The following is a 16,038-nucleotide window of genomic DNA, read 5'->3' as shown; positions in this document are numbered from 1 at the left end:
TTTATAGATACAGTTTTTTAGTAAGATTGCGCAGTTTTCTTTTAAAGCGATAGCCTTGAATTGCCAGTCGATCCATAGCACTGAGACTCAGATCTATTTTGGGGCCCGTTAAAAAGACTTCTTTGAATTTCTTCATTACGGGTTCTGGTAAAAAATGTTCACTATAAGCATCCCAGTTACGCTCATGCTGCACATTTTGATTAAATGCTAATAGCATCATCTCTAGGTCTTTTGGACCTTTGTAGAGCAGGGCTTTATCTCCCAAGATCTCAATATGACTTCGCTGAGGAGATAAGGCGTAGGTCATCACGGGTTTATTCTTGATAGAAAACTCTCCGCATGCCAAGCCAAAGCTCTCGCCTATTCCTCGCCCATGGATCATGCCATCAGCCGTATTGATGAAACGCATCTTGTAATCCATTTGGGTACAGCCCGGCAAAAAGCGCAGTCTTTCATGTTCCGCAAATGGCGTGATGTTCATAAATAGAAAAAATAGATCTTTTCTTTTTTCTACTACTTTAACGATTGCCTCTTGCACAAAGCGTAAGTTAAAACTATCTTGACCGCCATAGCAAGCCAGAACAGTAGCTTCTTTTGGAATATTCAACTCTTGCCGTAGATCGCCTTCTATATCGGGTAAATCAATCATATGCGGCACAAAAGGAAGCTGTGCATTGGAATGCTCTTTGGCGAGCCACTCGGAGACAAAACCTAACTTATCACCATGGAACTCTTCTAGCTTGGTTGGAAATACAACATGAATCGCACAAGGTACGCTAGTAATGATATCGCCATCGCGCTCTCCCGACTTAATGAAATACATTAGATCGAGTTTTTCTTGTTCTGCCAGTTTCGATAGCTGATCGATGCTCTCGTAAGGAATGAGCTTGAAATGTTTTTTAAACTTATCTACAACCTCAGACTCGCTGTGACTGCTTGCTTTATAAAAAATAATCGAATCATTATTTAGTAGTGCTTGATTATGGAAAGCGTAATCAAAAACGGCAATCTCAGTACCCCGAAACGATAAGCTATTGGTATGAAATCCTATTTTCAAGGGATTCTCTAGGCTGTGTTTTTTAGAAAATCGGCATAAGCTTTTTCTAAACCAGCACTCAAACCAATCGTGGCTTTCCATCCCAAACGGTTTAAGCGTGATGAGTCCATCCACTTTCTTGGGGCGCCATCAGGCTTAGAGGAATCAAAACCAATTCTCCCAGAATAGCTCGTGGCTTTTGCAACTGCAGTTGCCAATTCAGAAATCGTGACATCCGATCCAAAGCCTACATTGATATGACTTTGCATCGGCGACGTATGTTGATCATAGATCTCTTTAGTCAGATCCATCACAAATACTGAAGCAGCAGCCATGTCATCTACATACAGAAACTCTCGCTTAGGATTTCCTGTTCCCCAGATTAATACTTCTGGTGCATTTGTAACTTTTGCCTCATGAAATCTTCTAATTAATGCAGGGATGACGTGGCTATTCTCGGGATGGTAGTTATCGCCTGAGCCATACAAATTGGTTGGCATTACGCTACGGTAATCAATGCCATGAGACTGGCCATATTGCCGGTTATAGCTCTCACACATTTTGATACCCGCAATTTTAGCAATGGCATAGGGCTCATTCGTTGGCTCCAACTTGCCGGTTAGCAAAGCATCCTCACTCATTGGCTGAGCGGCCAATTGCGGATAAATACAGCTTGAACCTAGAAACAATAGTTTTTTGACACCACTGATAAAGGCCTGATGAATGACATTGTTTTGCACCATCAGATTTCCATAGATAAACTCTGCTGGAAAAGTATTGTTTGCATAGATGCCGCCAACTTTAGCTGCAGCTAGATAGACCTGGTCAGGCTTTTCTTGTTCAAAAAATGCTTTAACTTCCGCTTGATTACATAAATCTAACTCAGCATGGGTTCTCGTAACAATATTGGTATATCCCTGCGTTACTAAATTTCTAACAATGGCAGAGCCTACCATTCCACGATGGCCTGCTACATAAATCTTTTGATGGAGATCTAAGGTCATTACTTTTCAGTGCCAACTGAAACGCTGTGTCCGTGCATGAGCAATAAAGCATGTTGCTTAGCCTTATCAAGATCGTTCGCAACCATTTCTACAATCATTTGATCGAGAGTAATTTCCGGAACCCAGCCCAGTTTTTGCTTAGCTTTCGTTGGATCGCCCAAGAGGGTTTCCACTTCAGTAGGACGGTAGTAGCGCGAATCAATTTGCACAATCACATCACCCACCTTTAATGCTGGGGCTTTATCACCTTCAATTGCCGCAACGACAGCTTTTTCGTTTTCTGCATTACCCTCAAATTTGAGGGTAATGCCCAACTGTTTTGCGCTACGGGTAATAAATTCACGCACGGTGAACTGCACACCAGTCGCAATCACAAAATCCTCTGGCTGTTCTTGTTGAAGCATGAGCCATTGCATGCGGACATAATCTTTTGCATGACCCCAGTCACGCAGGGCATCGATATTACCCATATACAGGCACTTTTCTAGACCTTGGGCAATATTCGCTAGGCCACGAGTAACCTTTCTGGTGACAAAGGTTTCGCCACGGCGCTTAGACTCATGGTTAAACAGAATGCCATTACAGGCATAAATTCCATAAGCTTCGCGATAGTTCACAGTGATCCAATACGCGTACATCTTCGCTACCGCATAGGGACTTCTGGGATAAAACGGTGTCGTCTCTTTTTGTGGAATCTCTTGCACCAAACCATATAGCTCAGAAGTGGATGCTTGATAAAAACGGGTCTTCTTCTCTAATCCCAATATCCGAATAGCTTCTAACATCCGCAGCGGTCCCATCGCATCAACGTCAGCCGTGTATTCAGGGGATTCGAAAGACACTGCTACGTGAGACTGAGCACCCAAGTTATAAATCTCATCGGGCTGGCACTCTTGAATGATGCGCACTAAGTTACTGGTGTCGGTTAAGTCACCATAATGCAAAATCAGATCTTGATGATCAATATGAGGGTCTTGGTAAATATGATCAATACGCTCGGTATTAAAAGAAGAGGCGCGACGCTTAATACCATGAACGATGTAGCCCTTTTCCAATAAGAACTCGGCAAGGTATGAACCATCCTGGCCAGTAATGCCAGTAATAAGCGCGACTTTTTGCTTGGACATAACGATTTACTCTTCTAAATATTGAATCATATTAATCAATTTCTGCCGTAGGTATCTTCGAAACGCACAATGTCGTCCTCACCCAGGTAACTGCCGGATTGCACTTCAATAATCTCTAGGGGTTCTGTGCCGCGATTAGCCAATCGATGGGTTTGCCCCTGGGGAATAAATGTACTCTGATTCTCATTTAGCGTGATAACTTGATCACCGTTAGTAATTTCTGCGACACCCTTCACCACAATCCAATGTTCTGCTCTATGGTGATGCATCTGCAATGACAGACTTGCGCCAGGCTTTACCTGAATGCGCTTCACCTTAAAGCGATCTCCCTCATCCACGCTGTCATACCAGCCCCAAGGTCTTGCCACTTTGCGGTGCAGATTTTTTTCCTCCCGCTTTTGAGCATCTAATTGTGCGACGATATTTTTAACATCCTGACTATTGCTGCGATCAGCTACTAATACGGCATCTGCAGTTTCAACGATCACTAAATTCTCAATACCCACTGCGCTAACTAGACGACTGCTGGCATGCACTAAAGAATTTTTAGCATTGGTTAGCAAGGTATCGCCGCTAGTAACATTGCCATCTTGATCTTGCTTACCAACCTGCCATACCGCATCCCAAGCACCGAGATCATTCCAGCCCGCATCTAGTTCAACCATCTTGATCGGGAAACTTGATCCCGGACACTTCTCGATCACAGCATAGTCAATCGACTCACTGGGAATAGCCTTAAATGTATCCTTGCCTGGGCGTACAAACCCTACGCCATCTGCACTGTCTTCGGATTTACTTAGCCATGCCTTTTGGGAAGCTTCAAAAATATCCGGACGAAATTCTTGTAAAGCTGCCAACCAAGTGCTGGCCCTTAAAACAAACATGCCGCTATTCCACAAATAGCTGCCATCGGCTAAATACTCTTGGGCTTTGATCAGATCAGGTTTTTCTACAAAGCGCTCAACACTATACGCATTGTGCTGATCTTTGCTAGCCGTGCGTTGAATATAGCCGTAACCTGTTTCTGGTGCAGTGGGTGTAATACCTAAAATCGCAATTGTTTTCTCACAATTCTCAACAGTTGCAATGCAATCTCGCAAAGCTTTTGTAAAGGCTGCGAGATTTTGAATAGTTTGATCTGCTGGAGTGATCACTAAAATCGGATCTTGATCTTGTTTTTGATCTTTAGCCAATTGCTGCGCAGAAAATGCTGCCAGACTAAGAGCAGGCGCTGTATTTCTGCCAATTGGTTCAAGCAATAAAGTGGCCTGCACCGATTTCATCTCACGCAACTGGTCTAAGACTAAAAAGCGATGGTCCTCATTGGTGACGACCAAGGTATTGCCTAAAGTGATTGTGGAGTTTGCTACAGAATTTATTCTGCCAACGGCCTGTTGAAAAAGACTTTGTGATGAGCCATCCCCTGAGAGAACTAGAAATTGCTTTGGAAAGCCCGAGCGGGACAAAGGCCAGAGCCTAGTGCCAGATCCACCGCACAAAATGACTGGAACAATTAAAGTCATAGAATAACTAGAGCCATAAATGGTTCAAAGCAATTAATCTGCTTTTTTATAAGAAAACTCGATTTTATAGGGTTTATTGCCCCTATTTGGCAAACCCTTGGAATTAATTAAAATCCCCATTGATAGCCTACAGGCGCAAAATAGCGCCTAGTTATCGGTAAAAACTAAAACGAATTTAAGGAGCCTTCAAATGAGCAATATCCCGAAAATTAAGCTGCGTAATTCAGTAACTGAATGCGGACAGTCTGTGCGCAAGGAAAATGCAGGAAAATTTCAGAATTACGGCATTAAAGACTGCATCGTTTCGATTGCAGCCAGCAAGATTCAATAAATTAGCCTGAGGGCTGTAATGAGCACCCTATTTAGGGGGTTTATTGGGGTAAGGCTTACCTGTCAAATTACTGTAGGCCGCCCCAGCCAATATCAGCAAAATAGAGTCGACCATGACCGGAAAAAAAGCATAGCGGTAGTGGCCAATCCCACCTAAAACTACGATGAGAGCAACAGCCGCTGCGGGTGGGTGTAAGCAACGTAGGATAAACATTCCCATTATCGATAGCGCTGCCGCAACCGGCATAGCGAGCAATGGTTCGCCAATCAGATGAAGACTGGTGATGCCAATCAAAGCAGATAGAGTGTTTCCAGCAATTACCGCCCATGGCTGAGCCATCGGGCTACCTGGTAAAGCAAACACCAACAGAGCACTGGCGCCCAAAGAAGCCATCAACCATTCATCAATGCCACTGCGCTCACCTAAAAACTTAGCCGTCATGAATACAAACGCAAGACCCAAGAATGCACCACACACTGAACGTAAGCGTTCCGCCCAAGATACTTGGGGCTGGTCTCCGCCTAGGTAAAAGGCGTAATGTCTTATCAGATCACTCAATGAATATTTCATGCAAACTCTTCTTGACTAGTACTTTGATTTTTTATGAGATTGAAGGTGTTAAAAGAAAAAAGACTGCATGGTGTAAGCCAGCAGTCTTTTTAATTTGCCAAATACTGAAACATTTGGCTGCTTGAAGTGAAAGTTTTTTAAGCCTTCTTAGCGTATGCAGAGCACCAGCCTTTAGCAGCAACTTGCTTACCAGCAAACAAGGCACAACCACCAGCAGCAGCATCTGCCTTACCTTGGAACAAAGCACAGTTAGAACATTGTTGGCCAGCAGCGTACTTAGGAAACTTGGCTTTATCTACTTTGGAAGCATCTGCTTTGTAACCCAATGCAGCAGCTTGTGGATCAGTTTCAGCAACCATTGCTTGGGCTTGAACTTTACCGTTCAGAGCCAAGGTGCAAGCACCAGCAGCGGACAAAATCATAAATTGGCGACGACTATTTTTCATGGATTCTCCAAAAAATAAAACAGTGGATGGCGTGCAACTGATATGCACCTATAAAGCTAAGGGAGATCATAGTGGAGAAGAATTTGACTTGCTACAGATAGTCTAAGTATCTGATTTATATAGATTTATAGTTGAGAATTGTTCTCAAGCAAATAATCCCAATACAGTTACCCAAAATCTCCGGTCAAGCGCCTTATTGCCAGCCCTTTAGCTTCATACAGGTAATACGCTGCTTGAGATAAACACCATCGGGGGTCTCTGGGTAGGATTGCGCACAATCTTTAAGGTCTGCCTTGTAGTTGGCTGGAGTATTTTTAGCTGCATCTGGATGTGTTGTCGGAAAGCCACCACATGCGACAAGGCCTAAGCTCAATACCGCAACAAGAGATTTTTCAACACACATTCGCATCAAATTAACGCTTTTCCAATAAAGATAAAAACTCACGACGCAAATTGGAGTCCTTTAGGAATGCGCCTCTCATCACACTGTTCACCATCTTTGAGTCGCGGTCTTTAACACCGCGCCACTGCATACAGAAGTGATCAGCATCCATCACAATGGCCACACCAATCGGCTTAATTTTTTTCTCCAGCATGTCCGCCAACTCAACTACGGCTTCTTCTTGAATCTGTGGTCTGCACATCACCCACTCTGTCAGCCTGGAGTACTTTGATAAACCAATCAGAGCTGAGGCCTTGCTTGGCAAAACCCCAATCCAGATGCGGCCCATGATGGGGCATAGATGATGAGAACACGCGCTACGAACCGTAATTGGGCCAATGATCATCAGCTCATTTAAACGGCTTACATTTGGAAACTTGGTTAGGGTAGGCTGCTCTACATAGCGGCCATTAAACACTTCTTGTACATACATCTTGGCTACACGGCGGCTAGTATTTCTGGTGTTGTGATCACTTTGCGTATCAATCACCAAGCTTTCTAAGACAGCCTCCATCTTCTGGGCCACCTCCTCCATCAAGCCCTCTAACTCACCGGGTTGAATAAATTGCGAGATATTGTCATTGGCATGAAAGCGGGCTTTTTGCGCCTGAATGCGGCGACGAATCACCACTGATAGAGGCAAGCCACCATCTTCTTTTTTTACTGACGTTTTTCTTGCAGGGGCTTTCTTTACGGCGACCTTCTTAGCCGCTACCTTTTTCGCAGGAGTCTTCTTGCTGGCTACTTTTTTTGTCGGCGTCGTCATGAGTTTGTCTTTGTATTGAATTATTTTGGATTTTAAATCTGGAAGAAAAGAGCGACTACGCAGGCAAGCCCAGCCAACCAAACAATCGATCGCGTGGTTGGCCAATTGGCAATATAACAAACTAAATACGCAATGCGGGCTGCTACAAAGCCCAGGGCCAATAAATCTATTCTGGCTTGTGGCGCATGGCTCATGCTGGCAATAATCACTGCAGCAAAAAAGAGTGGGAGTGATTCAAAGAGATTAGCTTGGGCAGCATTGGCTCTCGCTCTAAACCCCGTTTGTTTAGCAAGCCACTGCCTTGGCATGCTGTTGTCATAGTTATCAAAACCTTTTTTGGCAATTCCTGCAGCCACATAAGGAAATAATCCCATGAAGAGGACACAAGCGTAGGCGATAGTCATATTAGGCTTTCAGATCTTTTTTAGTACCGATGCGACTCTCGGTGCCATTCATTAAATTACGAATATTGCTGCGATGTCGCCAAATGAGTAATAGACAAACTACCAATAGGGCAATGCCCATGGGCTGAAAGCCAAACAAAAATACAAAGTAGATGGGGCCAAAGATGGCAGCAGCCAATGCAGCTAAAGAGGAGTAACGCATAAAGACGGCAACAATGATCCAAGTGCCAAGGGTGGCGAGTCCCAAAATAACATTGACGCCAAACAGAATGCCGCAAGCAGTTGCTACGCCCTTACCGCCCTTAAAGCCATGAAAGATCGGAAAGAGGTGACCTAAGAATACTGCAAGCACGACACCACATAAAATCCAAGAGCTCAGTGTGGAAGTTAAAGACTGATCACCTAAAAGTACTCTGGCTAGCATCACTGCAAAATAACCTTTCAGAGCATCGCCCATCAAAGTGAGCACTGCAGCCAATTTATTACCAGTGCGCAATACATTGGTTGCGCCTGGATTACCAGAGCCATAGGTGTGAGGGTCTGGTAAACGCATGCACTTACTGACCACCACCGCAAATGAGATTGAGCCGATCACATAGGCAATCGGGATGAGCAAGATATCGAGATCAAAAGTCATGGTGCTATCTTAATCACTTATTGCGTAAGGGATTTACGTTTTAAGTGCCACGGGGATGGTGTTGCTGATGAATTGATTTGAGGCGCTCTCTAGCCACATGGGTATAGATCTGGGTAGTTGAGATGTCGGCATGCCCCAACAATAGCTGTACTACCCTTAAATCTGCACCATGGTTCAGCAAATGGGTTGCAAAGGCATGGCGCAAAGTATGGGGTGATAAGGCAACTGGGATGTTGGCTAGGGTGGCGTAACGCTTTATTAAGGCCCAGAATGCTTGTCTCGTTAAGCCCGTACCGGTATGGCGCCCCACAAATACCGCATCAGTCGTTTTTCCCTCAAGCAGCGGTGTTCTGGCCTCTGCTAAATACCTGCGCAGCCACTGCCCTGCTTCGCCGCCAAATGGGACGAGTCGCTCTTTACCACCTTTGCCATTCACGACACGCACTACACCCTCATTTAATCCAAGCGCTACCGTTTTAAGAGAAACAATTTCTGAAACACGTAGACCGCTGGCATACATGAGTTCTAACATCGTGCGATCACGTAATCCCAATGGGGTTTCAATATCAGGGGCATTGAGTAAAGCGGTGACCTGATCCTCACTTAAGGTTTTCGGAAAGCGCAGTGCCTGCTTAGCGGCACGTAATCCAATACATGGATCACTCTTGACTAAATTAATACGCAAAGCGTGACGATAAAAACGCTTAAACACGGTGAGGCGTCGATTAGCAGTGGTGGCTTTATCAGCCCTACGATGTGCAATGTAGGCAGTGAGGTCTTTTTCGGTAACAGCGTATAAATCAGTTTGATGATTTTTGTAGAGCCACTGCGCTAATAGCAGTAAGTCTCTTCGGTATGCCGCCAAACTATTCTGCGCTAGACCATCCTCTAGCCAGCAGGCATCACAAAAGCGTTCAATCGCCTCTTGGCTTGCTGGGGCTATTTGCGCTTCGGCATCCATAGAAGCTGCCATAGTTCGCTAGAGATCGAGCATTCTGGAATTCACTTAGTGACCTCTTCCAGTTTTTCAGCTAGCCAAATCTTCATTAATGATTGGTAGGGCACGTCCAACTTATTTGCCTGTAATTTAATATTCTCCAAAAAACTTTGCGAAAGACGCAGAGAAATTGAAGCAGTAGTTGGCTTAAGATTGGGCATGGTGACGTGAGTAGCTTTTGATAAATCAAAATAGTCCGCAGCGTCATTCTTTTCCCAAAAGGAGCGCTCCTCCTTCTCATTCTTAAACTTTGGAATTGTCTTAGCAGGCTTTTTCATAAAATGCCCTTTCTTTTTTACTCATTGGTCTTGCAGAAACTACCCGGATAAGAGTCTCCTGCTTGCGCAAGGTAAACACCACCGAGAGCAGCCTTCCAAGCGTTGTTATGCCAAGCGCGAGGTAGCGCCTCTCGTCTGAACTATGTTTTTCATCTCCCGCAATCAATAGAGGCTGATTAAAAAAAATTTCCTCAGCCTCGCCCTGAGCTACAGAATGCTTTTCAGTACTCTTATAAGCATTACCCGTATCCCACTGAAACCCAGTAACGCGATCAAAGTCTATCATTTATGTATATTATCATAATATACATTCTCTTAAAGCGCAAATGGTTATTGCGATACCAACAAAACCATTAATCACGGAAATTATTAAAGCCCAAGGGCGCTTCGGTCACTTCTTTTTTCAGAAGTGCCATGGTTTCTTGCAAGTCGTCCCGTTTGCCACCTGTCACACGCACAGCATCACCTTGAATACTGGCTTGTACTTTAATCTTGCTATCTTTAATGATGCGCACAACTTTTTTAGACAACTCTGAAGTAATCCCTTTTTGAATCTTCATGGTTTGCTTGCGCTTATCACCACCAATGGTTTCCGTTTTGTCATCTTTAAGATAACGCACGTCCACATTGCGCTTTGCCATTTTGTTAATCAGCACATCGCGCACTTGGCCCAATTTGAAATCATCATCACCATACAGAATGAGCGCTTCATCTTTTTGCTCTACACGGCTATCAGAACCTTTGAAGTCAAAACGATTGGTGATTTCTTTATTAGACTGCTCAATCGCATTTTTGAGCTCAACCATATCGGGTTCACAAACTACGTCAAATGAGGGCATTTCTTACTCCTGGTTAATTTCTACGAGTCATCTCTTGCATATTCTGGCAATTATCTGCGGATTTGGCAGACATTCGAATAAGATTGTGGCATGAACTCCACCCCCAATGCGCCTGCACCAGCAAAATTGACGCCCCATTTGGGCTTAAAGGGTCGTAACACCTTTGGTCTGGATGCGACTGCTGAGCTTGCCTACGACATTAGCGCGCCCGAGCAAATTCCGGCGGTGATGGGGGAGATCCTGACGCAAAATTCAGCATGGCGAGTACTAGGCGGCGGCAGTAATGTAATTTTGCCCACAGTATTGCCTGGTGTAACCCTGCTCATGAACATCATCGGGCAAGAGATTGTGAGTTCCGATCAAAATGCCACAGTTGTTTTAGTAGGTGGTGGAGTGAACTGGCATGAGTTTGTTGCTTGGACACTAGAAAACAATCTACCTGGCCTTGAGAATCTTGCACTCATCCCAGGCACCGTTGGCGCCGCACCCATCCAGAATATCGGTGCCTATGGTGTTGAGATAGCCGACTATATACACAGCATTGAAGCCTTTGATAGCAAGGTAAATGCCTTTATCTCTTTGAGCAAAGAAGATTGTCAATTTGCTTATCGGGATAGCTACTTTAAGAAAAATCCCCAACGCTTTATTGTTACTAAAGTCGTATTTAAAATTCCTAAAGCCTGGCAAGCCAAAATTCATTACGCTGATTTAGCAAAATACTTTGAAGGCAAACCCACTCCGACTGCCGAAGCAGTTTTCCTAGCGGTGTGCAAAATTCGTACGCATAAATTACCCGATCCCAAACTGATTGGTAATGCCGGTAGCTTCTTTCAGAACCCTATCGTCCCCAATGAGCAATACGAGACCTTGCTTAAGAAATATATGGGGCTGGTGTCCTATCCCGATGTACCTGGTAAGCGCAAGTTAGCTGCGGGCTGGCTGATTGATCAATGCGGCTTTAAAGGCCAGCGGATGGGTGAAGTCGGTGTTTATGAAAAACAAGCCCTAGTATTAGTCAACCATGGCAATGGCACTGCACAAGATATTTTAGGTCTTGCTAAATGCATTCAAGATAAAGTACGCAATGAGTTTGGTGTGAGCCTAGAAATAGAGCCTAATATCTTATAGGTATTAATCGTAATGAGTCCACATCCTTAATATTCGAACTGTTTTTTCTTTACGAAAGACTTCGTAAACTAAGCGATGTTGAATATTAATGCGCCGTGAATACGCGCCCTTGAGATCGCCGACTAATTTCTCGTAAGGGGGTGGATTTTGCAGTGGATCAACTTCCAAAATATCAAGTAAATTTTGTGCCTTATCCCTTAATCCGGCAGCAGATAATTTTTTAGCATCTTTTAAAGCGTACTTGGAAAATACTAAATTCCAAGTCACCATTTCAATACCCTTTTACTCTTAGCGAGCGGCTCAGCCATAGCATCTTTGATGGACTCTCTCATGCCAGGGATAGCCATTAAATAAAGGGTTTCCTGAATTGCGCTCCAGTCTTCCTCTGAAATCAGGACGGCGTTAGCCCGCTTTCCAGAAATCACCACAGGTTTATGTGATTCTGCAGCCTGATCAATGAGGCGATATAGGCCCGCCCTAGCCTCACTTGCAGTTAATGTCGTCATAAATTCCTCCAGATTCAAATAGTACGTAAAAACGTACGTTTTGTCAAGTTTAGATTTTAGCTATTCACAACCACCTCTGAGAAACGTACCTGCACCTCTCCTTTAGCCAAGCGCACTTCAAATCCTTGATCTGTATTGAGTTCACCTGGCTTGCGCACTGCGTGTAATTGCTCTTTGCCTTCTTGTTGATGTTTACTCAAAATAACTGCGTAGCCACGCTCAAGTGTTCGTTGTGGATTGAGAATCTCTAATTGGGATTGGTAATGGGTTTGATTACGCTTCCAGTTTTCCATGCGAACAGACCATGCTTGATTCAGACGTTGCTGCCAACTCGTAATTTGTTCACGCATCCGATCAGGATTGGGTAAAGCATGACTTAATCTGAGTGCAAGCTGATCTAAGGTTTGCGCTTCACGCTCTACCCGTTGATTCACTCGTTGTAGCAATGCTTGCTTGATCGCATCTAATTCTTGGAGAAGCTGATCTTTTCTGGGTGCTGCTAGCTCTGCCGCACCCGTTGGGGTTGGGGCTCGCAGGTCGGCAACAAAATCGGCGATTGTGAAATCGGTCTCATGTCCGACGCCACTCACTACTGGAATAGGGGAGTTTGCAATCGCATAAGCCAGTTGTTCATCATTAAATGCCCAAAGATCTTCAATGCTGCCACCACCTCGTACTAACAAAATCACATCGACTGCATTTTCCTTTTCAGCTGCTTTGAGTGCGGCAATAATTCCTGCAGGTGCATCGGGACCCTGCACCAAGGTTGGATAGATCACAATCGGAATATGTGGCGCGCGTCTTGCGAGAGTAGATAAGACATCCTTTAATGCAGCCGCTTGTGGCGAAGTAATAATGCCAATCGAGCGGGGATGCGTTGGAATCTCTCGTTTACGGTCTTCATCAAACAAACCCTCTTTGGCTAACTTGGCTTTGAGTTTCAAGAAAGCTTCATATAAGCCACCCATGCCAGCGCGTCGTAAAGTTTGAATGGTGAGCTGGATGTCACCCCGAGGAACGTACATTCCGAGGCTGGCACTGACTTCCACCAAATCACCTGATTGGGGCATAAAACCGACCTGGCCATTGCGACCCCGAAACATCACACAGCGAATTTGACCTTCCTCGTCCTTCAATGAGAAATACCAGTGCCCACTGTCGTAGGCCTTAAAGTTCGAAATCTCCCCGCTAACCCAAACAGTATCAAAACGATCCTCCAAAGAACCAGCAATGGCGCGGTTGAGATCGCCAACAGTGAGTATTTCCCTTGATATTTCGGTCATTTTTTCTCTTTATCCACAAGGGCATCTAGCTCAGACGCCAATAAATATCCACAGCAAGCCATTCTTTTAGGACTCAGTCTCCACAAGTAAGTAATTACTGACCCAAAACGTCTCATAAATCCAACAAATAAATTACAAGCAATTGATTTATATCGGTAAATTTGGTGGCCAGATTAGAGGCCTACTTACCCCTTCCGATCCCTTTTACCAGCAATCAAGGACTTAGCACCCCATCTTGAAAAAGTTTTGCACAGAGTTATCCACAGCTTATCTTCTGAAACCCGCTTTTTAATTCAGCTAAAGTACTGAGCTTATGTACTCCATCTTACTATCCGCTGGTTGGCCGATTTGGCCTCTTTTAATCATTTCGATTGTTGGCCTAGCCATTGTTTTGGAACGTAGCTGGTATTTGCGACAAATCCATATTTTCCCAAAAAATTGTCTAGAAACTGCTTTTAGCCTTTGCAATCAATTGCTTAAAGAAAATAAACCAACAGATGCACAAATTAGCGCGCTTGCTCAACTCTCTCCTGCTAGCCCTCTGCTTGCATGTGTTCTCAAAGAGAAACTTGCTGGTAACAACGCTGAAGCGGCGCTAGAAGAACTCCAAGCGGTCGCGCAAACGACTTGGTTCAAGTTAGACCGGTACCTAGGTGCGCTAGCAACGATTGCAACAATCGCTCCCTTATTGGGTTTATTTGGCACTGTTGTTGGCATGATCGAAATCTTTGGTAGTCAAGGGGCGATCAATGGCGCTGGTAGCCCCCAACAATTAGCTCATGGTATTTCAGTAGCGCTGTACAACACTGCCTTTGGATTACTCATTGCGATTCCTGCACTCGCTGCATGGCGTGGCTTAAGAGCCATTGCTAATCAACGTCAACGCGAGTGTGAAGAATTCACCCGTCAGTTGTTTAAAAAACTGTACTCAAGGGATGCAAAGTAGTGAGCAGGTTCACTTTGCACTCTTCATCCAGAGGTGGTTTTTCACTTCGCACCCCAGAAGCTGCACCTGAGCCAGAAATCAATCTCATTCCATTTATTGATGTGTTGTTAGTCGTACTGATCTTCCTCATGATCTCTACTACTTTTACACGCTATCAAGAACTAGCTATCACCTTACCAACTGCAAACGGCAGTCAAAGTCAGGCGGATAACAAACAAGTGCATATTGCAGTAAGTCGTGATGGTCGCTTTGCGATCAATGGCAAGGTCACAGACCGTAGCCAATTGAGTAGCGCATTAACCCAGCTAGCCAATCAAAGTGGGGCCTCAAAAGAAGGTGCTAATACCTTGCAAGTGAACATCGATGCTGATGCGAGAGCACCCCATCAGGCCGTCATGAGTGCTCTAGAGGCTGCGCGTGATGCCAATCTCTCCAATATTGTGTTTAGCAGCCAAACTCAAAAATAAGCATAGAGAAATTTTTCATCATGGCACGCACCTTTTTCCGTAAAGCTCCGAAGTTTTGGGAAAGACGTGGGCCTACCGCCCTGCTGCTTTGGCCACTATCTTGGCTTTATGGTTCAGTTCTGCGCATACGCAAGCTGATTAATGACTTAGGCCTCACTCATAATCAAGCCGCACTTGTGCCTATCATCATCGTGGGTAATATTCGCGTTGGTGGCACCGGCAAAACTCCGATTGTGATTGCATTAGCACAGCGCTTAGCGCAACTTGGTTGGAAGCCTGGAATCATTAGCAGGGGTTATGGCTCTGCACTCATTCATCCGACGCAAGTGCATAGCAATTCTGATCCGCAGCAAGTTGGCGATGAGCCTGTTTTAATTGCCAAACGAACCGATGATCAATTTCCGATTTGGGTTTTTCCAAAACGTCAGCAAAGCATTAAGTCTTTATTGAGACACTCACCTGAAGTGAATGTCATCATTAGTGATGATGGTTTGCAACATAGTGGCTTAGTGCGTTGGCCAGCACGCGAAGGTGGCCGCGATATTGAGTTTGTCGTGCGTGATGGTCGTGGTGAAGGCAACGGCTTTCTCTTGCCTGCAGGACCACTACGTGAGCCTGCTCAGCGTGGCCGAGATGCGACTCTAATGACCGAGTCCACTGGTGGCAATAAAAGCGGCTTACTGGATGAATACTTTGAAGGACGGCGTGCTTTTACCCTGCTAGGCAACTTGGGTACTCCTTATCAACTGATCAACCCAAGCAATACACAAACGTTTGAGCAGATTGCAGCTGAATTTCTGCCAGCCAAAATCACTTCCGTTGCCGCGCTTGGCAATCCGCAGCGCTTTTTTAATGCCCTTCAAAAACAGGGCATTACAGGAAAACGCATTCCGCTCGCAGACCATGCCACGTATACACCAGAGTTTTTTGCCGAAATGAATGCCCAATGCATCCTTATTACCGAAAAAGATGCTGTGAAATGTGCCGCTATTACCGATGAGCGGATTTGGGTGGTACCGATGACTCTCAATCTTCCGGATAACTTGATAGACTGGATGCAATCGATTTTGCAAAGACCAGATCCCCGTAGCTATAACTTATAAAGCACTAAACTTAGAAAATCATGGATAAACGCCTACTCGAAATTTTAGTGTGCCCTTTGTGCAAAAGTCCTTTGCACTTAGACGCCAGCAAGCATGAACTCATCTGCAAGGCTGATCGCCTGGCGTATCCGATTCGGGATGATGTGCCTGTGATGCTGGTAGATGAAGCACGAACCCTTAGTGCTGACGAATTTCTTTAAGCCAT

At 44.8% G+C, this 16,038-nt stretch carries 23 protein-coding genes; 6 read left to right on the top strand and 17 right to left on the bottom strand.

The genetic code is table 11. The features are described from left to right. Position 1 precedes the first annotated feature (1 nt). From C2757_RS01565 to C2757_RS01550, 4 genes are read right to left on the bottom strand one after another with little or no spacing between them, the layout of a single operon-like run. Positions 2-1,057 (bottom strand): hypothetical protein, encoded by a 1,056-nt coding sequence (locus C2757_RS01565; protein ID WP_215375272.1) that lies wholly within the window; start codon positions 1,055-1,057, stop codon positions 2-4. Between the two features lie 8 nt (positions 1,058-1,065). After that, a complete protein-coding gene (locus C2757_RS01560) occupies positions 1,066-2,040 on the bottom strand; it encodes a GDP-L-fucose synthase (protein ID WP_215375268.1) in 975 nt (324 codons plus the stop codon). Then, entirely contained in the window at positions 2,040-3,167 is a 1,128-nt protein-coding gene (gene gmd / locus C2757_RS01555; protein WP_215375265.1) for a GDP-mannose 4,6-dehydratase, read from the bottom strand. Before gmd ends, C2757_RS01560 begins: the two co-directional genes overlap by 1 nt. A gap of 35 nt (positions 3,168-3,202) precedes the next feature. Continuing rightward, complete coding sequence (locus C2757_RS01550; protein WP_215375262.1) at positions 3,203-4,690, bottom strand: mannose-1-phosphate guanylyltransferase/mannose-6-phosphate isomerase; 1,488 nt, start codon at positions 4,688-4,690, stop codon at positions 3,203-3,205. 190 nt (positions 4,691-4,880) lie between these two features. Between C2757_RS01550 and C2757_RS01545 the strand changes: the two genes are divergently transcribed. Then, the gene (locus C2757_RS01545; protein WP_215375259.1) at positions 4,881-5,021 is read left to right on the top strand and encodes a hypothetical protein; all 141 of its coding nucleotides are present in this window, start codon (positions 4,881-4,883) and stop codon (positions 5,019-5,021) included. A gap of 27 nt (positions 5,022-5,048) precedes the next feature. Here C2757_RS01545 and C2757_RS01540 read toward each other — a convergent pair whose 3' ends face one another. The 10 genes from C2757_RS01540 to C2757_RS01495 form a co-directional block, all read right to left on the bottom strand. After that, positions 5,049-5,591: an HPP family protein gene (locus C2757_RS01540; RefSeq protein WP_215375256.1), complete on the bottom strand. Its 543-nt coding sequence runs from the start codon at positions 5,589-5,591 to the stop codon at positions 5,049-5,051. Positions 5,592-5,728: 137 nt separating this feature from the next. After that, positions 5,729-6,037, bottom strand: a complete 309-nt coding sequence (locus C2757_RS01535) for a high-potential iron-sulfur protein (RefSeq protein ID WP_215375254.1) — start codon at positions 6,035-6,037, stop codon at positions 5,729-5,731. A 193-nt stretch (positions 6,038-6,230) separates the two neighbouring features. Then, complete coding sequence (locus C2757_RS01530; RefSeq protein ID WP_215375251.1) at positions 6,231-6,446, bottom strand: hypothetical protein; 216 nt, start codon at positions 6,444-6,446, stop codon at positions 6,231-6,233. Positions 6,447-6,450: 4 nt separating this feature from the next. Further along, positions 6,451-7,245, bottom strand: coding sequence for a GTP cyclohydrolase I (gene folE / locus C2757_RS01525; RefSeq protein WP_215375247.1), 795 nt, complete (start codon positions 7,243-7,245; stop codon positions 6,451-6,453). Positions 7,246-7,277: 32 nt separating this feature from the next. Continuing rightward, the gene (locus C2757_RS01520; RefSeq protein ID WP_215375245.1) at positions 7,278-7,649 is read right to left on the bottom strand and encodes an MAPEG family protein; all 372 of its coding nucleotides are present in this window, start codon (positions 7,647-7,649) and stop codon (positions 7,278-7,280) included. Position 7,650: 1 nt separating this feature from the next. Next, entirely contained in the window at positions 7,651-8,286 is a 636-nt protein-coding gene (gene plsY / locus C2757_RS01515) for a glycerol-3-phosphate 1-O-acyltransferase PlsY (protein ID WP_215375243.1), read from the bottom strand. Between the two features lie 40 nt (positions 8,287-8,326). Then, entirely contained in the window at positions 8,327-9,259 is a 933-nt protein-coding gene (gene xerD / locus C2757_RS01510) for a site-specific tyrosine recombinase XerD (protein WP_215375240.1), read from the bottom strand. A gap of 29 nt (positions 9,260-9,288) precedes the next feature. Beyond that, positions 9,289-9,561, bottom strand: a complete 273-nt coding sequence (locus C2757_RS01505) for a BrnA antitoxin family protein (RefSeq protein ID WP_215375237.1) — start codon at positions 9,559-9,561, stop codon at positions 9,289-9,291. Then, positions 9,545-9,847 carry a BrnT family toxin gene (locus C2757_RS01500; protein WP_215375235.1) on the bottom strand — a complete coding sequence of 101 codons (303 nt, stop codon included), beginning with the start codon at positions 9,845-9,847 and terminating at the stop codon, positions 9,545-9,547. The genes C2757_RS01505 and C2757_RS01500 overlap by 17 nt, the downstream gene beginning before the upstream one ends. A 67-nt stretch (positions 9,848-9,914) precedes the next feature. Then, positions 9,915-10,400: a YajQ family cyclic di-GMP-binding protein gene (locus C2757_RS01495; protein ID WP_215375232.1), complete on the bottom strand. Its 486-nt coding sequence runs from the start codon at positions 10,398-10,400 to the stop codon at positions 9,915-9,917. 90 nt (positions 10,401-10,490) lie between these two features. Between C2757_RS01495 and murB the strand changes: the two genes are divergently transcribed. Next, positions 10,491-11,528: a UDP-N-acetylmuramate dehydrogenase gene (gene murB, locus C2757_RS01490; RefSeq protein WP_215375229.1), complete on the top strand. Its 1,038-nt coding sequence runs from the start codon at positions 10,491-10,493 to the stop codon at positions 11,526-11,528. Between the two features lie 3 nt (positions 11,529-11,531). Here the strand turns inward: murB and C2757_RS01485 are convergent, their stop codons facing one another. The 3 genes from C2757_RS01485 to xseA are packed head-to-tail and all read right to left on the bottom strand — an operon-like array spanning position 11,532 to position 13,317. Continuing rightward, complete coding sequence (locus C2757_RS01485) at positions 11,532-11,795, bottom strand: Txe/YoeB family addiction module toxin (RefSeq protein ID WP_215376754.1); 264 nt, start codon at positions 11,793-11,795, stop codon at positions 11,532-11,534. Next, entirely contained in the window at positions 11,792-12,034 is a 243-nt protein-coding gene (locus C2757_RS01480; RefSeq protein WP_215375226.1) for a type II toxin-antitoxin system Phd/YefM family antitoxin, read from the bottom strand. The genes C2757_RS01485 and C2757_RS01480 overlap by 4 nt, the downstream gene beginning before the upstream one ends. Positions 12,035-12,090: 56 nt before the next feature. Continuing rightward, positions 12,091-13,317, bottom strand: a complete 1,227-nt coding sequence (xseA, locus tag C2757_RS01475; RefSeq protein WP_215375223.1) for an exodeoxyribonuclease VII large subunit — start codon at positions 13,315-13,317, stop codon at positions 12,091-12,093. Positions 13,318-13,630: 313 nt separating this feature from the next. On the opposite strand from xseA, the gene C2757_RS01470 reads away from it, so the two are divergent. The 4 genes from C2757_RS01470 to C2757_RS01455 are packed head-to-tail and all read left to right on the top strand — an operon-like array spanning position 13,631 to position 16,033. After that, positions 13,631-14,263, top strand: coding sequence for a MotA/TolQ/ExbB proton channel family protein (locus C2757_RS01470; protein ID WP_215375220.1), 633 nt, complete (start codon positions 13,631-13,633; stop codon positions 14,261-14,263). Then, positions 14,263-14,730, top strand: coding sequence for a biopolymer transporter ExbD (locus C2757_RS01465; protein WP_215375218.1), 468 nt, complete (start codon positions 14,263-14,265; stop codon positions 14,728-14,730). Before C2757_RS01470 ends, C2757_RS01465 begins: the two co-directional genes overlap by 1 nt. Positions 14,731-14,750: 20 nt before the next feature. Beyond that, positions 14,751-15,833 (top strand): tetraacyldisaccharide 4'-kinase, encoded by a 1,083-nt coding sequence (gene lpxK / locus C2757_RS01460; RefSeq protein WP_215375215.1) that lies wholly within the window; start codon positions 14,751-14,753, stop codon positions 15,831-15,833. Positions 15,834-15,853: 20 nt separating this feature from the next. Beyond that, positions 15,854-16,033, top strand: coding sequence for a Trm112 family protein (locus C2757_RS01455; protein WP_215375213.1), 180 nt, complete (start codon positions 15,854-15,856; stop codon positions 16,031-16,033). Positions 16,034-16,038: the final 5 nt, after the last annotated feature.

The sequence above is a fragment of the Polynucleobacter sp. MWH-Svant-W18 genome (assembly GCF_018687495.1).
Taxonomy (GTDB): domain Bacteria; phylum Pseudomonadota; class Gammaproteobacteria; order Burkholderiales; family Burkholderiaceae; genus Polynucleobacter.
The sequence above is the reverse complement of the archived record's forward strand: the minus strand, read 5'-3'. Positions and strand labels throughout refer to the sequence as shown.

What these genes read in the sequence shown, in the direction of transcription:
- lpxK (WP_215375215.1), top strand. Translation starts at nt 14,751, where the DNA reads ATGGCACGCACCTTTTTCCGTAAAGCTCCGAAGTTTTGGGAAAGACGT.
- C2757_RS01560 (WP_215375268.1), bottom strand. Translation starts at nt 2,040, where the DNA reads ATGACCTTAGATCTCCATCAAAAGATTTATGTAGCAGGCCATCGTGGA.
- C2757_RS01455 (WP_215375213.1), top strand. Translation starts at nt 15,854, where the DNA reads ATGGATAAACGCCTACTCGAAATTTTAGTGTGCCCTTTGTGCAAAAGT.
- C2757_RS01540 (WP_215375256.1), bottom strand. Translation starts at nt 5,591, where the DNA reads ATGAAATATTCATTGAGTGATCTGATAAGACATTACGCCTTTTACCTA.
- C2757_RS01480 (WP_215375226.1), bottom strand. Translation starts at nt 12,034, where the DNA reads ATGACGACATTAACTGCAAGTGAGGCTAGGGCGGGCCTATATCGCCTC.
- C2757_RS01500 (WP_215375235.1), bottom strand. Translation starts at nt 9,847, where the DNA reads ATGATAGACTTTGATCGCGTTACTGGGTTTCAGTGGGATACGGGTAAT.
- C2757_RS01535 (WP_215375254.1), bottom strand. Translation starts at nt 6,037, where the DNA reads ATGAAAAATAGTCGTCGCCAATTTATGATTTTGTCCGCTGCTGGTGCT.
- gmd (WP_215375265.1), bottom strand. Translation starts at nt 3,167, where the DNA reads ATGTCCAAGCAAAAAGTCGCGCTTATTACTGGCATTACTGGCCAGGAT.
- C2757_RS01470 (WP_215375220.1), top strand. Translation starts at nt 13,631, where the DNA reads ATGTACTCCATCTTACTATCCGCTGGTTGGCCGATTTGGCCTCTTTTA.
- C2757_RS01520 (WP_215375245.1), bottom strand. Translation starts at nt 7,649, where the DNA reads ATGACTATCGCCTACGCTTGTGTCCTCTTCATGGGATTATTTCCTTAT.
- C2757_RS01530 (WP_215375251.1), bottom strand. Translation starts at nt 6,446, where the DNA reads ATGCGAATGTGTGTTGAAAAATCTCTTGTTGCGGTATTGAGCTTAGGC.
- C2757_RS01505 (WP_215375237.1), bottom strand. Translation starts at nt 9,561, where the DNA reads ATGAAAAAGCCTGCTAAGACAATTCCAAAGTTTAAGAATGAGAAGGAG.
- xseA (WP_215375223.1), bottom strand. Translation starts at nt 13,317, where the DNA reads ATGACCGAAATATCAAGGGAAATACTCACTGTTGGCGATCTCAACCGC.
- C2757_RS01495 (WP_215375232.1), bottom strand. Translation starts at nt 10,400, where the DNA reads ATGCCCTCATTTGACGTAGTTTGTGAACCCGATATGGTTGAGCTCAAA.
- murB (WP_215375229.1), top strand. Translation starts at nt 10,491, where the DNA reads ATGAACTCCACCCCCAATGCGCCTGCACCAGCAAAATTGACGCCCCAT.
- C2757_RS01545 (WP_215375259.1), top strand. Translation starts at nt 4,881, where the DNA reads ATGAGCAATATCCCGAAAATTAAGCTGCGTAATTCAGTAACTGAATGC.
- folE (WP_215375247.1), bottom strand. Translation starts at nt 7,245, where the DNA reads ATGACGACGCCGACAAAAAAAGTAGCCAGCAAGAAGACTCCTGCGAAA.
- C2757_RS01550 (WP_215375262.1), bottom strand. Translation starts at nt 4,690, where the DNA reads ATGACTTTAATTGTTCCAGTCATTTTGTGCGGTGGATCTGGCACTAGG.
- xerD (WP_215375240.1), bottom strand. Translation starts at nt 9,259, where the DNA reads ATGGCAGCTTCTATGGATGCCGAAGCGCAAATAGCCCCAGCAAGCCAA.
- plsY (WP_215375243.1), bottom strand. Translation starts at nt 8,286, where the DNA reads ATGACTTTTGATCTCGATATCTTGCTCATCCCGATTGCCTATGTGATC.